This is a genomic window from Microcystis sp. M_OC_Ca_00000000_C217Col (assembly GCF_007095585.1).
GTDB lineage: Bacteria > Cyanobacteriota > Cyanobacteriia > Cyanobacteriales > Microcystaceae > Microcystis > Microcystis panniformis.
The window spans coordinates 1-18,759 of sequence record NZ_SFBV01000335.1 but is presented as its reverse complement, the minus strand read 5'-3'; the positions used below and the strand labels follow the sequence as shown (position 1 = coordinate 18,759).

Annotated in this window: 15 protein-coding genes and 1 pseudogene; 5 read left to right on the top strand and 11 right to left on the bottom strand. The window is 42.3% G+C overall.

Annotation, left to right across the window (positions count from 1 at the left end; all coding sequences use genetic code 11):
- Positions 1–68 precede the first annotated feature (68 nt).
- The gene (locus EWV66_RS21635; RefSeq protein WP_287108171.1) at positions 69–1,160 is read right to left on the bottom strand and encodes an RNA-guided endonuclease InsQ/TnpB family protein; all 1,092 of its coding nucleotides are present in this window, start codon (positions 1,158–1,160) and stop codon (positions 69–71) included.
- A 168-nt stretch (positions 1,161–1,328) separates the two neighbouring features.
- Between EWV66_RS21635 and alr the strand changes: the two genes are divergently transcribed.
- Positions 1,329–2,525, top strand: a complete 1,197-nt coding sequence (gene alr, locus EWV66_RS21630) for an alanine racemase (RefSeq protein ID WP_002760163.1) — start codon at positions 1,329–1,331, stop codon at positions 2,523–2,525.
- 441 nt (positions 2,526–2,966) lie between these two features.
- Entirely contained in the window at positions 2,967–4,271 is a 1,305-nt protein-coding gene (locus EWV66_RS21625; protein ID WP_002760161.1) for a cytochrome P450, read from the top strand.
- Positions 4,272–4,393: 122 nt separating this feature from the next.
- On the opposite strand, the gene EWV66_RS21620 is transcribed toward EWV66_RS21625, so the two are convergent.
- The 8 genes from EWV66_RS21620 to glyS form a co-directional block, all read right to left on the bottom strand.
- Entirely contained in the window at positions 4,394–6,280 is a 1,887-nt protein-coding gene (locus EWV66_RS21620) for an ABC1 kinase family protein (protein ID WP_287108169.1), read from the bottom strand.
- 183 nt (positions 6,281–6,463) lie between these two features.
- On the bottom strand, positions 6,464–7,555 hold the full coding sequence (locus tag EWV66_RS21615) for a glycosyltransferase family protein (RefSeq protein WP_287108167.1): 1,092 nt from the start codon (positions 7,553–7,555) through the stop codon (positions 6,464–6,466).
- A gap of 74 nt (positions 7,556–7,629) precedes the next feature.
- Entirely contained in the window at positions 7,630–8,319 is a 690-nt protein-coding gene (locus tag EWV66_RS21610; protein ID WP_052276918.1) for an HNH endonuclease, read from the bottom strand.
- Positions 8,316–9,686, bottom strand: coding sequence for an AAA family ATPase (locus tag EWV66_RS21605; protein ID WP_052276919.1), 1,371 nt, complete (start codon positions 9,684–9,686; stop codon positions 8,316–8,318). The genes EWV66_RS21610 and EWV66_RS21605 overlap by 4 nt, the downstream gene beginning before the upstream one ends.
- Before the next feature lie 127 nt (positions 9,687–9,813).
- Positions 9,814–10,887, bottom strand: a complete 1,074-nt coding sequence (bchI, locus tag EWV66_RS21600; RefSeq protein WP_052276920.1) for a magnesium chelatase ATPase subunit I — start codon at positions 10,885–10,887, stop codon at positions 9,814–9,816.
- Positions 10,888–10,970: 83 nt separating this feature from the next.
- Positions 10,971–11,360, bottom strand: a complete 390-nt coding sequence (locus EWV66_RS21595) for a hypothetical protein (RefSeq protein WP_052276921.1) — start codon at positions 11,358–11,360, stop codon at positions 10,971–10,973.
- A gap of 132 nt (positions 11,361–11,492) precedes the next feature.
- The gene (locus EWV66_RS21590; RefSeq protein WP_287116039.1) at positions 11,493–11,642 is read right to left on the bottom strand and encodes a hypothetical protein; all 150 of its coding nucleotides are present in this window, start codon (positions 11,640–11,642) and stop codon (positions 11,493–11,495) included.
- A complete protein-coding gene (glyS, locus tag EWV66_RS21585) occupies positions 11,629–13,761 on the bottom strand; it encodes a glycine--tRNA ligase subunit beta (RefSeq protein ID WP_052276922.1) in 2,133 nt (710 codons plus the stop codon). Before glyS ends, EWV66_RS21590 begins: the two co-directional genes overlap by 14 nt.
- A 270-nt stretch (positions 13,762–14,031) precedes the next feature.
- Between glyS and EWV66_RS21580 the strand changes: the two genes are divergently transcribed.
- Positions 14,032–14,535 (top strand): DUF3122 domain-containing protein, encoded by a 504-nt coding sequence (locus tag EWV66_RS21580; RefSeq protein ID WP_044034850.1) that lies wholly within the window; start codon positions 14,032–14,034, stop codon positions 14,533–14,535.
- 46 nt (positions 14,536–14,581) lie between these two features.
- On the top strand, positions 14,582–15,166 hold the full coding sequence (locus EWV66_RS21575) for a MiaE family protein (protein WP_287108162.1): 585 nt from the start codon (positions 14,582–14,584) through the stop codon (positions 15,164–15,166).
- Positions 15,167–15,196: 30 nt separating this feature from the next.
- Here the strand turns inward: EWV66_RS21575 and EWV66_RS21570 are convergent, their stop codons facing one another.
- Together EWV66_RS21570 and EWV66_RS21565 are read right to left on the bottom strand one after the other, a co-directional pair.
- A complete protein-coding gene (locus EWV66_RS21570) occupies positions 15,197–16,387 on the bottom strand; it encodes a GNAT family N-acetyltransferase (protein ID WP_287108160.1) in 1,191 nt (396 codons plus the stop codon).
- 36 nt (positions 16,388–16,423) lie between these two features.
- Complete coding sequence (locus EWV66_RS21565; protein WP_072924036.1) at positions 16,424–17,104, bottom strand: RibD family protein; 681 nt, start codon at positions 17,102–17,104, stop codon at positions 16,424–16,426.
- 91 nt (positions 17,105–17,195) lie between these two features.
- Between EWV66_RS21565 and EWV66_RS21560 the strand changes: the two are divergent.
- Positions 17,196–18,641: pseudogene (locus EWV66_RS21560) on the top strand (histidine kinase dimerization/phospho-acceptor domain-containing protein); the annotation flags it as partial.
- Between the last annotated feature and the right edge of the window lie 118 nt (positions 18,642–18,759).

The following is an 18,759-nucleotide window of genomic DNA, read 5'->3' as shown; positions in this document are numbered from 1 at the left end:
TGAAGTTGTCATCTGCTGAGGATTAAAGTGCGTACTCAACCCAGTTAGGGTTACTCAACAGAGGCCAGTCATCCCCCTATTTCTAGGTTTCGACTGAACGAATCGCACTTCTTAGCGGCATTGATGTCTCTATCGTGGGTTTCTCCACACTTAGGACATTGCCAACTACGAATATCTAAACTCAAACTATCAACAGGATTTAAACAGTTACTACAAGTCTTAGAGCTAGGAAAGAATCTATCTACTTCTATATATATTTTTCCTTCCCATTCAGCCTTGTATTTTAACATAGTACAGAATTGACCCCAACCAGCATCACTAATTGATTTTGCTAGTTTAGGGTTTTTGACCAGGTTTCTGACTGCCAGATTTTCTACCACTATGACTTGGTTTTTGTCAACTAATTTACGACTTAGTTTGTGCAGAAAATCTTCACGACAACGAACGATTTTAGAGTGAACTTTAGCAACTTTAACTCTAGCTTTATTTCGATTCTTAGAGCCTTTTTGCTGGCGGCTTAGTTTCTTTTGTCTCCTCGCTAATCTTTGTTCGTACTTACGATAGTATTGAGGATTCCCGTGTTTAGTCCCATCTGATGTAATAGCAAAATGGGTTAGTCCAACGTCTATCCCGACAGCTTTTCCTTCTGATGATTTTTGGGGTAAATCCTGACCATCATCATAGAGACAAGATGCGAAATATTCTCCTGATGGATTAACTGAAACCGTAACAGACTTTAAGTTTCCCTCTGGTTGCCGTGAAACTTGGCAAGAGACTTCACCAATTTTAGGCAATACCAGAACATCATCTTTTAACTTACAGTGTTGAGGAAATCTAATCGACTGCCTATTTTGCTTTTTCTTGAAGTTAGGATATTTAGCTCTACCTTCAAAAAAGTTAAGGAAAGCACTAGAAAGATTTAAAGCAGCTTGTTGTAATACCTGCGATGGTACTTCGCTTAACCACTCATGCTCTTTTTTTAAGGAAGGCAGCAGCTTAATTATTTCGTCTCTGCTTAATCCTTTTCCAGTTTGCTTGTAAGTTTCGGATGTCAAGTTTAGAGCGTAATTGTAAAACCATCTAGCACAGCCAAACGACTTGGCGAGCAAAACTGATTGCTCACTGGTCGGATAGATTCTGTACTTAAACGCTTTTAACATCTTATTTACCAGACTATATTTACTATGGTAAGCTATGCAAGGCTAAACTGTCAAGGATTTAATCGTGCTTCGCTGTTTTATATTGGTCGGGGTTTCATCCTGTCAGTACGAGGGTCTTCACCCCGACATCTGTGATAAATTGGGTTATGTGTGCAAAGGAGTGAGCGAGTGGTGTTTAGCATCGAACCAAAAATTATCAATCCGCCCAAAAACCGTCATGATTATCAATTGTCGGAAGCAATTCGCTATCGTGCTTGGGTAGAGATTGATCGCTCGGCCTTACAACAAAACGTGCGAAAAGTCAAGGCCTTATTAGCCCCAAAAACGGAATTAATGGCGGTAATTAAAGCCGATGCTTACGGACACGGGGCAGTTAAGGTGGCTAACAGCGTTTTAGAAGCCGGAGCGCAGTCTTTAGCCATCGCAACTATCGGGGAAGGTATCGAACTACGGGAAGCGGGAATCGTTGCCCCAATTATGATTTTAGGGGCAGTGAACACCCTGGAAGAAGTGGCAGCCTTAGCCCATTGGCAATTGCAACCCACCCTGGTGCAAATCGAACAGGTGCAAATTTTTGCCACCGTTATGAGACGCTTAGAACAGCGGCTGCCGGTTCATATCAAACTAGATACGGGGATGTGTCGCTTAGGTACACAATGGCAAAACGGCACAAAATTCGTCGAACAGGTTTTAGAGGCTCCTAACCTAAAAATTGCCAGTATATACTCCCATTTTGCCACGGCTGACGATCCCAATCCCGAGATGATGCAGTTACAACGGCAAAGATTCCAACAAGCGATCGCCGAGTTAAGATCAAAAGGTTATCATCCTCCCTGTCTGCATTTAGCCAACTCTGCCGCTACCCTAAGCGATCGATCTCTGCACTACGATCGAGTTAGAGTCGGATTAGCTCTCTACGGTCTTTATCCCGCCGATCATCTCACCGATAAAGTCCCTTTGCAACCCGTCCTGCAAGTAAAAGCGCGCATTGCCCAAGTCAAAACCATTGCCGCCGGCTCCGGAGTGAGTTATGGTCATCAGTACATAGCGGCAAAAGATACTCGTATTGCTGTGGTCGGTATCGGTTACGCTGATGGAATTCCCCGCAATCTCTCCAATCGTTTAAAAGTATCCCTGAGAGGACGTTTAGTACCCCAAATCGGCGCAATAACCATGGATCAGTTAATGATTGACGTGAGCGAGATTCCAGAGGTAAAAACAGGGGAAATCGTCACACTTATCGGTAAAGATGGCCCACAGTGCATCACCGCCGACGATTGGGCGCGGGATTTAGGTACGATATCCTGGGAAATTCTCTGCGGTTTTAAGCATCGTTTGCCGCGAATTACTATTAGCAATGGCTAATTAGGGTTTGCGGCAAAAAGTTTTTCGGTGGGGGCGGGGTGTAGGGTGTAGGGTGTAGGGTGTAGGGTGTAGGGTTTTAGCGATTTTCATCTGGTCAATTACCTAATTTTCAGGGAAAAAGTCCAGGAATTTTCCAACCGATCACTCCCATATCTGGTACTTTTTGGAAACCAAAAAGTCTAAAAGTCTTACCCAACAAGGTTTTCACATTTATTGAGCAAGCCCTAATTATGGCGGTGATCTTAAAAAATGTCAATTGGCGGCAATTCTTATTGTTAACTGACTGGTGAGATCTGTAATTAATTTTGCCTAGATACTTGCCTTGGTCAAGTGCGATCGCTAATTGTCAGGCTAGATTAGGGGATGAATTCTCCGGTGCTTTAGGTTAGAATAAACAGGGTTAATCGACGGCAACTGATTAGTTTTACCCTAGAGGCAGCGATGACTATAAGCAAAGATTTACCCCTACCCCCCGGCAGTTTCGGATTACCCCTATTAGGAGAAACAATCGCTTTTTTGACCGATGGGGATTTTGCCAGCAAACGTCATCATAAATATGGTCAACTTTTCCGCACTCATATTTTTGGCAGTCCCACGATTATTTTATCCGGTGCCGAAGCTAACCGGTTTCTCCTCAGCAACGAGAATAAATACTTTGCGGCAACTTGGCCTAAAAGTACCACAACTCTCCTCGGCAGCGCATCTTTAGCGGTGCATACAGGAGATGTCCACGCTTCCCGTCGTCGCTTAATCTATCAAGCTTTTCAACCCCGGTCCCTAGCAAGTTATATCCCTACGGTAGAAACAATTACCGCTCGCTATTTAGAGCGTTGGCAAACCGCAAAAACCCTGTCATGGTATCCTGAATTAAGAAACTATACCCTAGATATCGCCTGTAAATTATTTGTCGGTCTTGACGATGGTTCTGCTACCAAATTAGGAGAAGCTTTTGATACTTGGTGTGCGGGACTATTTACCCTTCCCATTCCCCTTCCCTGGACAGCTTTCGGCAAAGCATTACGCTGTCGAGAAGAATTACTACAAGCGATCGAGACTATCATTTTAGAAAGACAAAAAAATGATGACTTAGGCCAGGATGCTCTGGCTATCCTTTTACAAGCTAAAGACGAAAACGGTGAAAGTTTATCCTTAGCGGAATTAAAGGATCAAGTGCTATTATTACTCTTTGCCGGTCATGAAACTTTAACCTCCGCTATCGCCACTTTCTGCCTACAAATGGCACTGCATCCCGATATTTTTCAGCTTGTCCTCGAGGAAATAACTAATTTTGATCTATCTACTCCTTTAAGCGTTGATACCCTCAAACAGATGACCTATTTAGATCGCGTTTTAAAAGAAGTTTTACGTTTTACTCCCCCCGTGGGAGGAGGATTCCGTCGGGTAGTAGAAGACTGTCAATTTAACGGTTATCATTTGCCGAAAGGATGGGTAGTGCAGTATCAAATCACCAATACCCATAAAGATAATAATATTTATTCTCGTCCTGAAACCTTCGATCCCGATCGCTTTTTAGCCGAAGAAAAACCCTACGGATATATCCCCTTTGGTGCGGGATTGCGCGAATGTATCGGCAAGGAATTCGCTCGTTTAGAGATGAAAATTTTAGCCGTCCGTTTAGTAGAAAAATACGATTGGCAATTACTCCCTAATCAAGATCTCACCCTCACCACTATCCCCACTCCCCATCCTCGCGACGGTTTACAAGTCACCTTTAAACCCCGTTAACCAGTTAGGATAAAAAAACTTTAAAAACAGTTTAGCGTTTTTCTCGTAGCCGTGAAATTTATTTCACGGCCTTTATTGTCGGAAATGCTCAGATTTTGAGCAGTCGGTGGAACTGACAGAGGTTAATCGGCAGCGGGTAAAGCTTTCGATAATTCTCCATTTTGCTGATGATTTGGTCTATCAAATTCGAGAACTAGGTAACGAATTAAACGCGCTAGGGATTTTTGTAGCAAACCTTCAGCAATTTTTTGTCCCATCTGTTGGGTTTCCGGTTTAGCGATTAGTTTAGTCATCACTGGCACCATAGCCATGGCATCGAATCCTTTCGTTTCCTGTAAAATACTAAAGATGTTGCGAAGATGCTCAAAACTCTTAGCATCACCCAACAATTCTGGGGGAGTTTCTTGCACCGCTAAACCCACCTGTTGCCGGAAATTAACCGTGAGATTAAACCAAGTGCGACGACCGAAGTTATCTAGCGCATTGACTAACTCATTCACTAATTTTTCGCGGATAAATATACCCCTATCTGAAAGGAGAAAATCTAACGCTTGTTCGGTGACTTTCTCGAAGTTAAAATCATTAGAATCTTTAGCATTACGCAAGAGATTTTCTAAACGATTCCAGCGAAAAGTACCGTCTTTAAACAATAAATCCCGCAGGGAATCTCGCAACTCCGTGGAAGGATCGGTGAGCAGACGTTTAGCAATGTAAGGATAGGCTTTACTAAGTACCTTAAAATTAGGATCGATGCCAATTGCTATTCCCTCTAAAGTCACCATCGAGCGAATAATTAGGGCATAATAGGCAGGAACTCGAAAGGGAAACTCATACATCATCGCCGACATTTTATCGGTGATACTTTTAAAGTTTAATTCTGCCACACTCGCCCCCAAAGCATTACCGAAAACTTCCGAAAAAGCGGGAACAATTGGCTCTAAATTGGTGGTTGGTGATAGGAAGTCTAACTTAACATAATCCTTGGCCAAAGACTCAAAATCCCGGTTGACTAAATGCACCACCGCTTCGATTAAACCGTAGCGTTGATAGGGTTCAATATTGCTCATCATGCCGAAATCAAGATAAGCTAATTTACCGTCGGGAGTCGCTAATAAATTACCCGGATGGGGATCTGCATGGAAAAATCCGTGTTCAAGTAATTGACGCAAAGAACACTGCACCCCCACATTAACTAAGTGGGTGGCATCAATACCCTGGGCTTGAATTTCTTTGATATTAGTTAATTTGGTGCCGTCCACCCACTCCATGGTTAAAACCCGTCGCCCAGTATATTTCCAGTAGATTTTGGGGATGTAAATTTCGGCAATGTGACCATAAAGTTGAGCGAATTTTTCGGCGTTTTGTCCTTCGTGAAGATAATTAATTTCTTCAAAAATGCGACTGGCTAATTCGTCGGTAATTGCCACTAAATCGGAGCGAAGTCTTTTAATATTACCTTTCACCCAAGTCGCCAAACTACGCATGATATACACATCTAAAGTTATACAGCGAATCAAATCGGGACGCTGTACTTTAACGGCGACTCTCTCTCCGGTTTTTAATTTACCTTTGTAAACTTGTCCTAGGGAAGCGGCCGCTATGGGATTGGGGGATAATTCTGCATAAATTTCTTCGGGAGAATAACCTAATTCTTCTTCGATAAAACGATAGGCAATTTCGTTAGGAAAAGAGGGAATTTGATCCTGGAGAGTGGTTAATTCTTCTAAATATAAAGGCGGTACTAAATCAGGCCGGGTAGAGAGAGCTTGACCGATTTTAATATAAGTGGGTCCCAATTTGGTCAACATTTCCCGCAATTGTACGGCCCGTCTAATTTCATTTTTCGGCGATTTTCCCCGCAGTTTATCCCACCAGATACCGATGAGAAAAGATAAAACCGGTAGGGCAATTTCGATTAATCTCCCCAAAACGTCTAGAGGTCGCCGACGGTAATAGTCGTTAATAACTTGGGGATTGTAGCGCCAACTCTCGGCTACGTTGTCATCCATGGGGCCAATATCTTCCCGATGCTCTTCGGTTGCGTCTCTGGGGAGATCATCTGTTCGGACATAGTTCGGTGGCGGGGCAGGGTGATTTGTAAACTATTGTAACAAGTATCGGCTTTCTGCCCGATCTTGTTTCTGTCTCCCTAGTTCTCTGCTCAGGTTCGCCGTCAACTTTCCCCGGGAGGGTTATTGCCTCTCAAAGTATTCTACAATAGCTCTCGCTATCGATTCTGCACCATCTTTAGGCAGTTTAACCTTTAATCTGGGCGGTTGGGGGGCTTGGCGTAAAAAGTCCCAATTACCTTGAAAAAATTCTTTACTGCTAATAATTTGATGATCACTATAATCTTGAATTCCGGCCAATAAAATCGCTGATTCGGCGAAACCTTCTCGAGTGAGGGAAACAATCGGCACCTCTAATTTTAAAGCCTCGGCAAAGGTACTATATCCCGGTTTGGAAATAATTCGATCGCACAGGGGCATAAAATCCACGGGACGATAGCTCCGCTCTGGTTTATCCTGTAGGCGGACTAAATTGGGCAATTCGGGCGCGTTTTTTTCAAAAGTGATAAATTGCCAATCGGGAAAATTGGCGAGGTTATTATAGGGAATTGCTTCTAATCCTAACCCCCCAAAACTCAATAAAATAGTTTTTTCTTTAGGGGCATTTAGCTTAAATTCCTGTCGCAATTGTTCTTCACTGTAGCGGGGTGTACCTCCGGTTAAACCCGCCTCGGTAACATGGGTAAATCCTGTCATTGCTTCTGCTAAAGGCAGTTTAAATAATCGATCGCATTGATTATAACAACGACTAATCCAATCACTAATACTGGCAAATTCTTCACCCCAATCACGATAGATAAAATCCCAGCCGAAGTTACCGATCATCCAACAAGGAAGCCCCGCACTTTTGGCAATTAGTGCCGCTAAAGGCGGTAAATCAGCCACAACTAAACCCACACGATTAGTTTTAATAAAATTAACTTCACTGGCAATAATTGCCCTTGATTGAGCAATTATTTGTTCTAATTTTTCTTTGGTAGCTAATTTATCCATCGTTAAACTATCCGATTGGATTACTCCCACATCAAACCCCCGATGTCTTTGAATATATTCTCCAGATATGTAGGAATCTAATAACCAGCGCGGGGCCGTGGTGACTAAGATCGGCAAAATTTCGGGATTAAGTTCAATAATATTAGCTACCACCGAAGCACTGCGGACAGCATGGCCAAAACCATGATTAGTAACGGCAAAATAAACAACAGGACGAGACATAAATAGCAAGTAAGGTGAGAATAATAAGCGATAAATTTTGTTTTTCAGACTGTAGATAATAATTACCCTTGATTTTAGGGAGGCAAATGAGGCAGTATATAAATACTAGCAAAAGCATAATATTCCGCTCCCGGTTGACAAGCTTCTTGCAGTACAGATAAAACCTCCGAGTCTCCTTGTTTTGCGTAACGTAATAATGCTAACAACTTTTTAATATATTGACTACGATAGTTAATTAATTCTTTTCGTCCACGCATACCATTGAGATCGAACAAATCTTCAACAATTTGACCACGCCGATCCCGACCATAAACACTGGCCAATTTTGCCATTTCATCCCAAACAAATTCAAGATGTGTATTCGTATCGCTTACTCCATCCGTGGGGTCTATTAACAGAGGATTTCCCGTGATATCATCGAGAGGAAAATTTGTGCCTTTGTGATTGGCATCATTACATTTATCACAAGAAAGCAGTAAATTCTCCCAAGTAAAAGTCAGATCAGGATACTGGCTTTTTGGATAAAAATGTTTGATCGCTCCGTAAGTTACCACTGTAATCTTACTTTCACAGTAAGCGCATTTCCCATTAAACATTTTAACTAATGCGTCTTTAACTTGCGGATGACTGTATTTATTTTGTGCTTGGTTAATTTGAGCTTTAGTTGCCTTGTTGTTTGATTTTATTGATTCTAAAGCCTCTAGCCAACGAGCGGCATTTTTAGCTAATACGCGTGGCTCTGATATTCTGGTGACAGGAATCAAGATAAACGCTCCTCTAGTAAGGCATCAATTCGGGATTCTAAACTATTAGGTTGACTAATTTCGCTAAAGGGTTTAACTTCTCCAACAAATAATGACAGTTGTTCATATTCTTCCTTTTCTTCTGCTGCCAGATTTTTATTTTTACGATTTAGTTGGTGGTAACGCTTAATTTTATTTTCTGTATCAGTGGGAAAGGTTGATTTCAAACCAAAAGCAGCACTTGTTAAAGTACGATCAACATTAGCCGCTAATTCTAAATAAGGAATTTCTACAATCTCTAATTCACCCTCTACCAGATCGATTCGTAGGGTTAAAGACTTTTCCCCCGCACCGGCAGCGATTAAAGGACTATGAGTAGCGACAAAGAATTGAAGCTTGGGAAAAACTTCCTGTAACCATCCAGCAATTTCCCTTTGCCAAGAAGGATGTAAATGAATATCTAACTCATCGATTAAGACGACTCCAGAAGCCTCTGTGGGGTTATCTAGATTGGGGAAGGATTGTAATAATCGCCAAATTAAATCCCCAGCTAAAGCAATCATACTCCGAAAACCATCGGATAAACTAATGGTTGGAACTTTTTGACCGTTAACTAGAAACTGAATCAAGCCATCGGCAGTTACTTCAGCAATTTCTACATTACCGGGTAACAGTTTAGTAATTGCTTCTTCGCCGATTTTTTTCATTTGTTTGGCTTGACTATCTTCAGGATTTTTGGCTATTCGATAATCTAAATACACCATCCATCTCTCAAAAGAACTTAAAGATGTATCCTCATTAAATTGGCTGAAAAAGTTGCTAGAGCGTTGCGGAGGTTCAAGACTAGGAATAATCACTTGACTCACTCGTGTCAAACGACGGAAAGCTCCATAACCGACGGCAAACCAACCATGATTATCGGAGGCAAAAGCATTGGCTCGCAACCAACTTAAAATTTTGCTATTTTCTTCGATTAATGCTGGTTCTGTATAGGTTTGTTTGTCCTTACTGCCTCCTAACTCTAACCTTTCCTTGCCTGTAACAAAATAGGAATAAGCAAAAGTTTTTCGAGTTTTATCCGTACCAAATTTTCCCGCATCCCCATCTTCCTGATGAAGCACTGCGGTTAATTTACCCGGTGTTTTAGGATTACATATCCAACCAGTCGGACGTGGTAATAATTCTTTGGCTGCTTCTGGTCCTGCGAGCAGTAAAGCTAAAGCCTGTAAAATCGTGCTTTTTCCTACTCCATTTTCTCCTAATAAAGTGATCCAATGATAAGGTTTAGCATCCTGACGACGTTTATTATCGGGATTACGAATAATAAATTTAATCTCTTGATTCTGGAAGCATTTAATGTTTTCGAGTGTTATACTTTCAACCCACATCGACATTCCCCCAGAGAATAACAGCGATCGATAAAATTCTAGCTTATTTGGCCACATCTAGCCCTTTTTGGCCTTCATCTCTCAATCCAGTCAAAAACCCTCTCTGGGAAGAGAGGGTGAATTAGATTTAGGAATTTTCCTCTAATCCAAAGACGCGATTAAAAGCTTTCAAGACTTTATAACCAGAATCGATCGATTCTAGCGGATCTTTCCGCAAACGGTGACGTAAACAGAGAACAATTACCCGACGGATATCATCTACCGTCACAGTCGTCCGTCCTTCCAAAGCGGCCAGAGCTTTAGCGGCGCGATTGGTAACGATATCGCCGCGCAATCCATCCACGTCCAACTCGGAACAAACCTCGGAAATTTTCACCCGCAGATCATAATCAAGCTCCACAGAAGGCAAAAGATTCTGGGCCTCCACGAGCTTTCTTTGCAGTTCTTCCTGTTCTAAGTTATATTTCTCTAAAAACGAGAGGGGATTGCCATCAAATTCCGCACGCTGTTCCACGATTTTGACCCGTAGAGGCGGTTCTTTGACGGTGTGAATCTCGGCGTGCATTCCAAAGCGATCGAGCAGTTGTGGGCGCAATTCTCCCTCTTCTGGGTTGCCCGATCCCACCAAAACAAACCGGGCCGGGTGACGGATGGAAATTCCTTCCCGTTCCACCGTATTCCAACCACTAGCGGCCGAATCCAATAGCACATCGACGAGGTGATCGTCAAGTAAATTGACTTCATCCACATAGAGAATGCCGCGGTTAGCTTTGGCCAGCAAACCAGGTTCAAAAGCTTTTACCCCTTCTGACAGGGCCTTTTCGATGTCAATCGTGCCACAGACCCGATCCTCCGTCGCACCGAGGGGCAGATCTACCATCGTCACTTTTTTCTTGGCAATGGTCAAGGGAATGGATTCATCCACCTTTTGCCGCACCTCATCGCTCATTAAATCGGTATCATTGGGGTCAGAATTAAAGGGATCGTTAGCAACTACGTCAATTTCTGGTAAAAGGTCAGCTAAAGCCCTAATTGTGGTCGATTTTCCCGTACCTCGATCCCCCATAATCATCACCCCGCCAATTTTGGGGTCGATGACGTTGAGCATTAGGGATAATTTCATTTCTTCCTGGCCGACAATAGCGGTGAAGGGAAAAACCACGCGGCGAGTTTTCGGAGGAGCTTGGGGAGTCACGGTCATAGGTGGATTCAAAAGTCAATAGTTGTTGCGTCAAGAATTATATCTAGTGGGGATTCTAGCCTTCAGCTTTCAGCAAAGCTTTATTATTGTAAGTCTTTTTTCCTGCTTTTTAAGATCCAGCGCCAGAGGGGATGACTCGGCCCTTTATCCCGAATTTTCTGCACCCGTTGTTCTAAGCGCAGTTTTTCTCTGGGGGAAAGTCCTAAAATAATGTTGCGACTTTGCCAGACTAACACTGCTCCTGTAATGGCAAGACAAAAGGCTAGACCGATAGAAGCCCAGTAATTGAAAGCTAAAGCGTATCTTAGGGCTGTCCAAGTAAAATACTGCCGTATTAAGGCTATATCATCGAGTAAAAGCCATAAACTAGCCGAACCAATCCCTAACCAACAACCCAACACGAATAACCAACGACCCCATACCGTCAGTCGATGTAATCTTTGGACTTGTTGCTGTAGTTCGGAATCGGCCATTTCAGTTATCAGTGAGCAGTAATTCAGTGGGGGTGTGGGGTGTGGGGTGTAGGGTGTGGGGTGTGGGGTGTAGGGTGTGGGGTGATGGGGAAATGGGGTGATGGGGTGATGGGGAGAATCAATAAAGGTAGTCTATTGACAACTGCTCACTGTGATAACTGATAACTGATAACTGATAACTGATAACTGATAACTGATAACTGATAACTGATAACTGATAACTGATAACTGATAACTGATAACTGATAACTGATAACTGATAACTGAATTATCCCTTGACAATTGCCCCAAAATCTGCTAAGACTCGGGCGTGATTTCGCAGTAAACCCAACAGATTTAAACGATTGCGACGGACGGATTCTTTTTCTGCCATGACTAATACACTATTTTCGCCATCAAAAAAGTCAGCCACCAGGGGAGAAATTGCCGTTAAAGCAGTGACAAGACGCTGATAATCTCTTTGCTCTCTTGCGCTAATAGTTTCGGGAATTAGGGCAATTAAAGCGTCATAAAATGCTTGTTCGGAGGATTGTTCAAATAACTCCCTATTGATGATTCCCTTGGTTTCTAGGGTAGTTGTATCTAAATCTCCTTTTTGTGCCAAACGGGTCGAGCGATTGACGGTTTCATAGATGTTGGCTAACTGACCATCCTGACGAATTTGGCATAAAAAGCGAGCGCGTTCACGGGTATCTAATAAATTTTCTAAAGCGCGAGACTTATACTCTGGATCGTTTTCCCCTAAAACTGCATTAACGAGATCATAATCTATCCTCAAATCATCAATTAAGAGAGTTTGCAGACGTTGTAAAAAGAAATCTTTAATCAGATTTGCAGGGTTGGGTTTATCGGGATGACAGGTAACAAAATCCTTAGCTATCTGCTCAATTAATGCCAAAAGATTGATATTAAAATTGGCTGACCAGATAATACTAATTATTGCATTGGCAGCCCGACGGAGAGCGAAGGGATCTGAGGAACCAGTGGGCAGCATTCCCAGTCCAAAAATACCGACTAAAGTATCCAAGCGATCAGCAATTCCCACCACTTGACCAGTGATTGTTTCCGGGAGTAAATCCCCGGCATTGCGAGGCAGATAATGTTCAAAAATGCCCCGGGCAACTATAGCCGATTCACCACTAATTAAAGCATATTTTTCGGCCATTACTCCCTGTAATTCTGGAAATTCATAGACCATTTGGGTAACTAAATCCGCTTTACAAAGCATGGCAGTGGACTCTATATCACTGCGACTTTGTTCATCGAGATTTAACTGTTCGACAATCATCTGGGCAATTTCCATAATCCGATCGACTTTATCGCGCATGGTTCCCAATTCTTCTTGGAAAGTGACGGTTTCCAGTTGGGGAAGAAAACTATCTAAGGGTTCATCACAATCGGCAGTATAGAAAAATCTGGCATCAGCTAACCGTGCGCGGATAACCCTTTCATTTCCCGCGGAGATAATCTCAGATTTCTGGGGATCGCCATTGGAAATAGTAATAAAATAGGGTGACAAACCCTGGGGAGTTTTCACTGGGAAATAACGCTGATGTGTCACCATCACGGTAATAATTACTTCCGGGGGTAATTCCAGAAATTCATCGTCAAATTTGCCGACAATTGCCGTGGGATATTCGACTAAGTTAGTCACTTCTGCTAATAAATCGGCGGGAATTTCTGCCACTCCCTGGAGTTTTTTAGCCAGGGTGGTAATCTGATCAGTAATTATCTGTTGACGCACTTGCGGATCCGCTTCCACAAAAATTGATCGCAAACTGGTTAAATATGCTTGGGGGTGACTAATGGCTAGGGATTGCGGGTGTAGAATGCGATGACCAAAAGTTAAGCGATCGCTGGTTAAAGTGGTAGAGCCATTAATTAATTCTAGGGGCAAAACTTCCCCATCCACTAAAGTTAATAACCAACGAATTGGCCGGGGAAATCTTAAATCTCCATCTCCCCAACGCATAAAACGTCTTCCTTCCAAACGGGTAATCCATTGGGGAATTAATTCAGTTAAAATCTCGGCTGTTGGACGACCCGGAATCGTTTTTTCAATATAGACAAATTCTCCTTTGTCTGTGGCACGAATGGAGAAAGCAGCGGTGCTAACTCCCTGTTTTCGAGCAAAACCCTCACCAGCGGGGGTAATTTGGCCATTTTTGTAGGCGGCACTAACTGGCGGTCCTTTTATCTCCTCGCTGCGAGCTTCTTGCTCCTTCGGTAATCCTGTGATTAACACGGCCAAACGGCGCGGGGTTCCGTAAACTTGAATAGCAGTCGCATCCAGAGATTCCGTCTCTAAACTCTTGCTAACTCTTTCCTGCAATTGTGCGATCGCGCTATCGACAAAATCTGCGGGTAGTTCTTCTGTACCGACTTCAAGTAAAAAATCCATCTGATTGATTGGCCGTGTTTATGCTTCACCAATCATCTAGGCTATCACAGAAGCCGTGTCCTTAGTTTTTGATCAGCTGTACTGCATTTAAACTGCATATGGGAAATTTTAGTACAAATGCTCAAACTTCCTCGACCTAGCTTTGGTGCTGCCCACTCTCCTATCCCTTTTAAACAGTATGCTAGTATAACTATATGGCGATACAATTGCCTTAGCTTGGCTAAGGGTGCAAAGTTGATCTCATATTTTATCTATTATGTCAATAAAGTTATGAAACGATTTCTATTATTATTTTGTGTTCTCGTGAGTTTTTTGCTGTTTATCAGCTTTGAGATTGATGTTTCCTTGTCTGCACTAGCTCTAACTCGACAACAGCTAGAGGGGCCAGGGCAGCTGTTGTATCAATCCCGTCATAGTTTGCGCGATGATACAGGTAGTCCTTGGCAGGTGGTGTTGTTCAAACGAATTAAGGATGGGGAAACCCTAGAAATTAGTTTGCGCTTGGTGGGATTTCCTGAAGGGATTGAGTTTCTCCATGGAGAAAGATTGACGATAACGACAGCTAAAGGCGAAATTTTAGCGGCTAAGGATGCTTTTGCCGAAAAATCACCAGCAGCTAACGTCGGTCAATACGAGATGCAGGATATCTTACCGCAGCTACCCGTTACTGAAGCGATCGAACTTTCCCTACCCCTAGAGGCTCCCCGTCATCTTAACATCCCGATTCCTGTACTTTTAGAATGGCAAAGTCTGCTTTTTTCGGCAAATATTTGACTTTTTGGGTTAGGGTGAAAGAGGCAGCAAATTGGAATCAGCGACGATGGGAAAGATTAATTTATTAGTCAGTGCCACCTCTGAGGATTGGATAGAACAGGCAATTAATAATTTAGAGATTATTCTGCTCGATCATTCCCATTGTGAGCGAAAAGCGGCAGGAGTGGCCTTAAATCTCATGTTTCGTTATCCTTCCTACGCTTCCCTCGTGCGGAAATTAACAGCGATCGCACAAGAGGAATTAGAACATTTTGAACAGGTAAATCAATGGTTAGATAAATGGGGAATTCCCCTCGCTCCCTTAAATTCTCCCCCTTATGGTGCTAAATTAAAGGCGCAGATTCGTCACCAAGAACCCGATCGCCTTTTGGATTCGCTGTTAATATCAGCTTTAATCGAGGCGCGTTCCCACGAAAGATTGGGTTTATTGGGAGAGTATTGTCCCGATCCTCAATTAGCTCAATTTTATCGCGGTTTAATGGCTTCCGAAGCGCGTCATTATGGTATTTATTGGCTATTAGCAGCGGATTATTTTGAACGTACAGTGATCGAGCAACGCTTAGAAACCCTAGCGGCGATCGAAAGTGAAATTCTCACTACTCTGCACCCGGAACCTCGTATTCATAGTTGATTGCACTAATAGGGACAAACCCTATCTAAATTACTCGTTCAACTCAATTTCTCTCTTAGAAAAGGGTAAATCTTGATTGATTGCCTCGATTTCTTCCTGTTCCATTTGATTAATTTCTTGGATATAATTGCGGAGAATTTGAGTCATTTTGCCATGATAAAAACGGTGCAAACTATGATTAGCAGTAGCGGGAAACCCCCGTCTTTTTTTGTGTTGTCCTCCCGCTCCAGGGTCAAACATGGTAATACCTTGACTAATTGCCCAATCGATCGGTTGATAGTAACAAGCTTCAAAATGTAAACAGTCGTACTCCTGAAAACTGCCCCAGTAACGACCATAAAGATTAGTATCTTTGCGAATACAAAAAGATAAACCCACGGGTTTAGTATCCTTTTCATTTTGGTAGGCAGTAATCAAAACCACTCGCTGACGATAATTCGGATATAATTGTTCAAAAAATTTCTGTGTCAGGTATTTACTTCCCCAGTAAAATTTATCACAGGTACTGCTATAAAACCGATAAATTAACGGGAACAAATGATGGGGAATTTCTTCGGCAGCCAGAGTTTTAATAATTAACCCCGCATTAGTCACCGCTTTCCGTTCCCGTTTAATATTGCGGCGTTGATTAGCATTAAAAACCGTCAGATAATCTTCAAAACTTTGAAACCCTTTGTTATTCCAGATATAACTATGATGTAACCAGGGAGTAAAGCCAAAATTCTCCATTAAAATTCGCCATTGGGGATCCACAAAAAGAAAATGACAACCCGACAGATTATTTTGATCGCAAAAATGATCAATTGCCGCTATCATTAAAGCCGTAATCTCCAGTTCATTTTCCCCCGGAGCAATTAAAAAACGATAACCCACCGCCGGAGTAAAAGGGGTCATTCCTAACAGTTTCGGATAGTATCTAATCCCCAAACGATGGGAAAGATCTGCCCATTGGTGGTCAAAGACAAATTCACCGTAACTATGACTTTTAATATACAAAGGAGCGGCGGCAATTAACTCAGCACCGCGCCAAACTGTGAGATGAGCCGGTTGCCACCCGGTGCGTCCCGTGGCACTGCCAGAAGTTTCGATATTATGTAACCATTCCCACTCTAGAAAGGGAGTAGTTAGGGGTTGAGCGAGAGCATCCCATTTTTGTTGGGGAATCTCACTCATTTTATCAATCCAAGCGACAGAATATTGAGGTTTAAGCTGTTCTACCATGGGACAAGATAAGTCAACCTTTTTATTTAAGGTAATCTAGTTTTGAGATTTGTGGGAATCTCGTTCAAGGGAATAATGTAGGAAAATTTCTGCTTCCACGGTTTCCACGCTCAAAAGTCGTAATTTTCTGGCAGAATCTGCCAGAAATCCAGTTCCTCCCAGGGGAGTTGCCGCTTTATTGCCTCCTAACAGCAACGGACAAATGGTTAGGTAGATTTCATCGATTAAATCTTCAGCTAAAAGAGAGGCAATTAATTCACCTCCTCCCAGAATCGCCAGTTTTTTGATACCTAGGGCGGTAAATTGACTAAAAATAGCCTTCCAATCGCCGCAGACTAAGACAAGCTCAAATAAACCCCGATTTTCCCATGCCGCCACTTTTTCCGCTGCCGTGATTAACCAGCGCGGGAAAGGCTGCTGAAAAAATTTCATCTGGGGATCAAGCTGTCCTGAATAAGAACAAACGATCTGTATCGGCTGCGGAGATAATCCCCGTTGTTGACGGTATGCGAGAAAATCGCCATGACGGATAGGAAGACTGGTGTGATAAGCGCGCAGGGTGTTAGCACCGAATAAAGCGGCATCCATGCGCGATAAATGTTGTTCTAGACGCATTTTATCGGTAGCAGAGGCAAATCTGGCCGCTGACTGGTAGGCGTCGGCAATTTTACCATCGGCACTCATGGCTAAAATAACGGTGGTGTGAGGACGATTCATGGCAAATGCTCGGGGATATCACCCAGTCTGATTGGTGAATAGGCTAGTATAGTCTGGAGTTTGATAGCAAGAATCAAAGCAATTTTCGCCCATGTCTATCGGTCAATCCTCCTTTCGTCGTATTCTGCTCTCTCGCTTACTCCTAGTCAGTGTACCTGTACTACTGATGGGAGTTTATGTCACCTATCGTAAGGCGCGATCGGCTTTTTTGGAAACGGCCCGTCAAAATCTCACCGAAAGTGCCATCAGAAAAGCAGACAATATTGAGCAATCAATTCAATTTTTGCGGGCCAATCTAATCACTGCGGGTGAGAGTCTGGTTTTAAAACAGGGAACCTTAGCCGAAAAAGAAACTTTTTTACAAGAATTCACCGACCAGCTTCCTAATCAGATTAACTGTCTGGAGTTAATTGATATTAAGACCAAGAAATCTTTATTAAATCGAGCCTGTGACCCAGAAACTATCAAAGTTTTGCCTCTGGAAAAATGGACAAAAAAACGGACTAGCTTTGCTGGAAATATGGAAAATATTTTAATTAGAAGTTTACCTCGACAACTTTTAAGAAAATCTCCCAATAATAATCGTCAATTAGAATTAGTTTTTGCTGTTCCCATCTACGATAATCAAGGACAATTACAATCTAGTCTGATTCTGCAAACTTCTCTACTTTACCGTGAGAAGGTTTTACCCGGTTCTTTGTCAGGTTATCCCGTGGTTATTTCTGAAAATGGCATTATTCTCGCTCATCCCTATTTTGATCGCATTGGTAGCCATATCAGTCAAGAAGCTGATGCTGAACGCTTAAATAGTATTATCAATAATGCTATCCGAGGAAAACAAAATTTCTTGCATTTATTTTCTTTCGAGAAAGATGGCAAAGAATTAGTCGCTGGTTATAGCTCCCTTCCCAGTCCAGTTACGGGAGAATCATCCCAAAAATGGATAGTTTTAGCCATTAGTCCCCTCTCCCAAGCTCTGGCTCCTCTACAACAAATTTGGGAGGCAATTTTTTATCTAATTTCTGGTTTATTATTAGCTTATTTAGTAGTTATTGTACTCATTGCTAGGGATTTAGCTATACCTTTAGAAAAACTGCGAGATTATGCCTTAAATATTCAGAAAATTCCCTCCGAAAAGATTACACCACAAAACTTTAATATTCGAGAAATTAATCAGTTAGCGTCGGCCCTAGAGGAAATGCTCGAACGTTTACGTCTTTGGGGAGAGGAAATAGTTAAGAGTTGGCAAGAAGCGGAAAATGCTAATCAATTAAAAAACCAATTTTTGGCGAATACTTCCCACGAATTACGCACCCCTCTCAATGGTATTATTGGCTCAATTCGTTGCGTTATGGATGGATTTTGTAATAGTGAGGAGGAGGAAAAAGAATATCTGCAACAAGCGGATAATTCAGCCGTACATCTTTTGGAAATTATTGATGATATTCTCAGTATTGCTAAAATAGAAGCGGGCAAACTTTCCGTTAATCCTGAACCAGTATATTTACACCAAATTATCAATGAAGTTATTAATTTAGGCTCTTCGTTACCCTTTATGCTAAATCAACATACAAGATGCCAAGATAACATACTTCTAACCCAAAAATTCCGAAAGTTTCTAAAGCCATAGCCTCTCCGTTTTATTAGTTTAAGTT

What these genes read in the sequence shown, in the direction of transcription:
- EWV66_RS21595 (WP_052276921.1), bottom strand. Translation starts at nt 11,360, where the DNA reads ATGGCCGATTCCGAACTACAGCAACAAGTCCAAAGATTACATCGACTG.
- EWV66_RS21620 (WP_287108169.1), bottom strand. Translation starts at nt 6,280, where the DNA reads ATGGATGACAACGTAGCCGAGAGTTGGCGCTACAATCCCCAAGTTATT.
- EWV66_RS21625 (WP_002760161.1), top strand. Translation starts at nt 2,967, where the DNA reads ATGACTATAAGCAAAGATTTACCCCTACCCCCCGGCAGTTTCGGATTA.
- EWV66_RS21615 (WP_287108167.1), bottom strand. Translation starts at nt 7,555, where the DNA reads ATGTCTCGTCCTGTTGTTTATTTTGCCGTTACTAATCATGGTTTTGGC.
- EWV66_RS21580 (WP_044034850.1), top strand. Translation starts at nt 14,032, where the DNA reads ATGAAACGATTTCTATTATTATTTTGTGTTCTCGTGAGTTTTTTGCTG.
- bchI (WP_052276920.1), bottom strand. Translation starts at nt 10,887, where the DNA reads ATGACCGTGACTCCCCAAGCTCCTCCGAAAACTCGCCGCGTGGTTTTT.
- EWV66_RS21605 (WP_052276919.1), bottom strand. Translation starts at nt 9,686, where the DNA reads ATGTGGGTTGAAAGTATAACACTCGAAAACATTAAATGCTTCCAGAAT.
- EWV66_RS21575 (WP_287108162.1), top strand. Translation starts at nt 14,582, where the DNA reads ATGGGAAAGATTAATTTATTAGTCAGTGCCACCTCTGAGGATTGGATA.
- glyS (WP_052276922.1), bottom strand. Translation starts at nt 13,761, where the DNA reads ATGGATTTTTTACTTGAAGTCGGTACAGAAGAACTACCCGCAGATTTT.
- EWV66_RS21570 (WP_287108160.1), bottom strand. Translation starts at nt 16,387, where the DNA reads ATGGTAGAACAGCTTAAACCTCAATATTCTGTCGCTTGGATTGATAAA.
- EWV66_RS21565 (WP_072924036.1), bottom strand. Translation starts at nt 17,104, where the DNA reads ATGAATCGTCCTCACACCACCGTTATTTTAGCCATGAGTGCCGATGGT.
- EWV66_RS21635 (WP_287108171.1), bottom strand. Translation starts at nt 1,160, where the DNA reads ATGTTAAAAGCGTTTAAGTACAGAATCTATCCGACCAGTGAGCAATCA.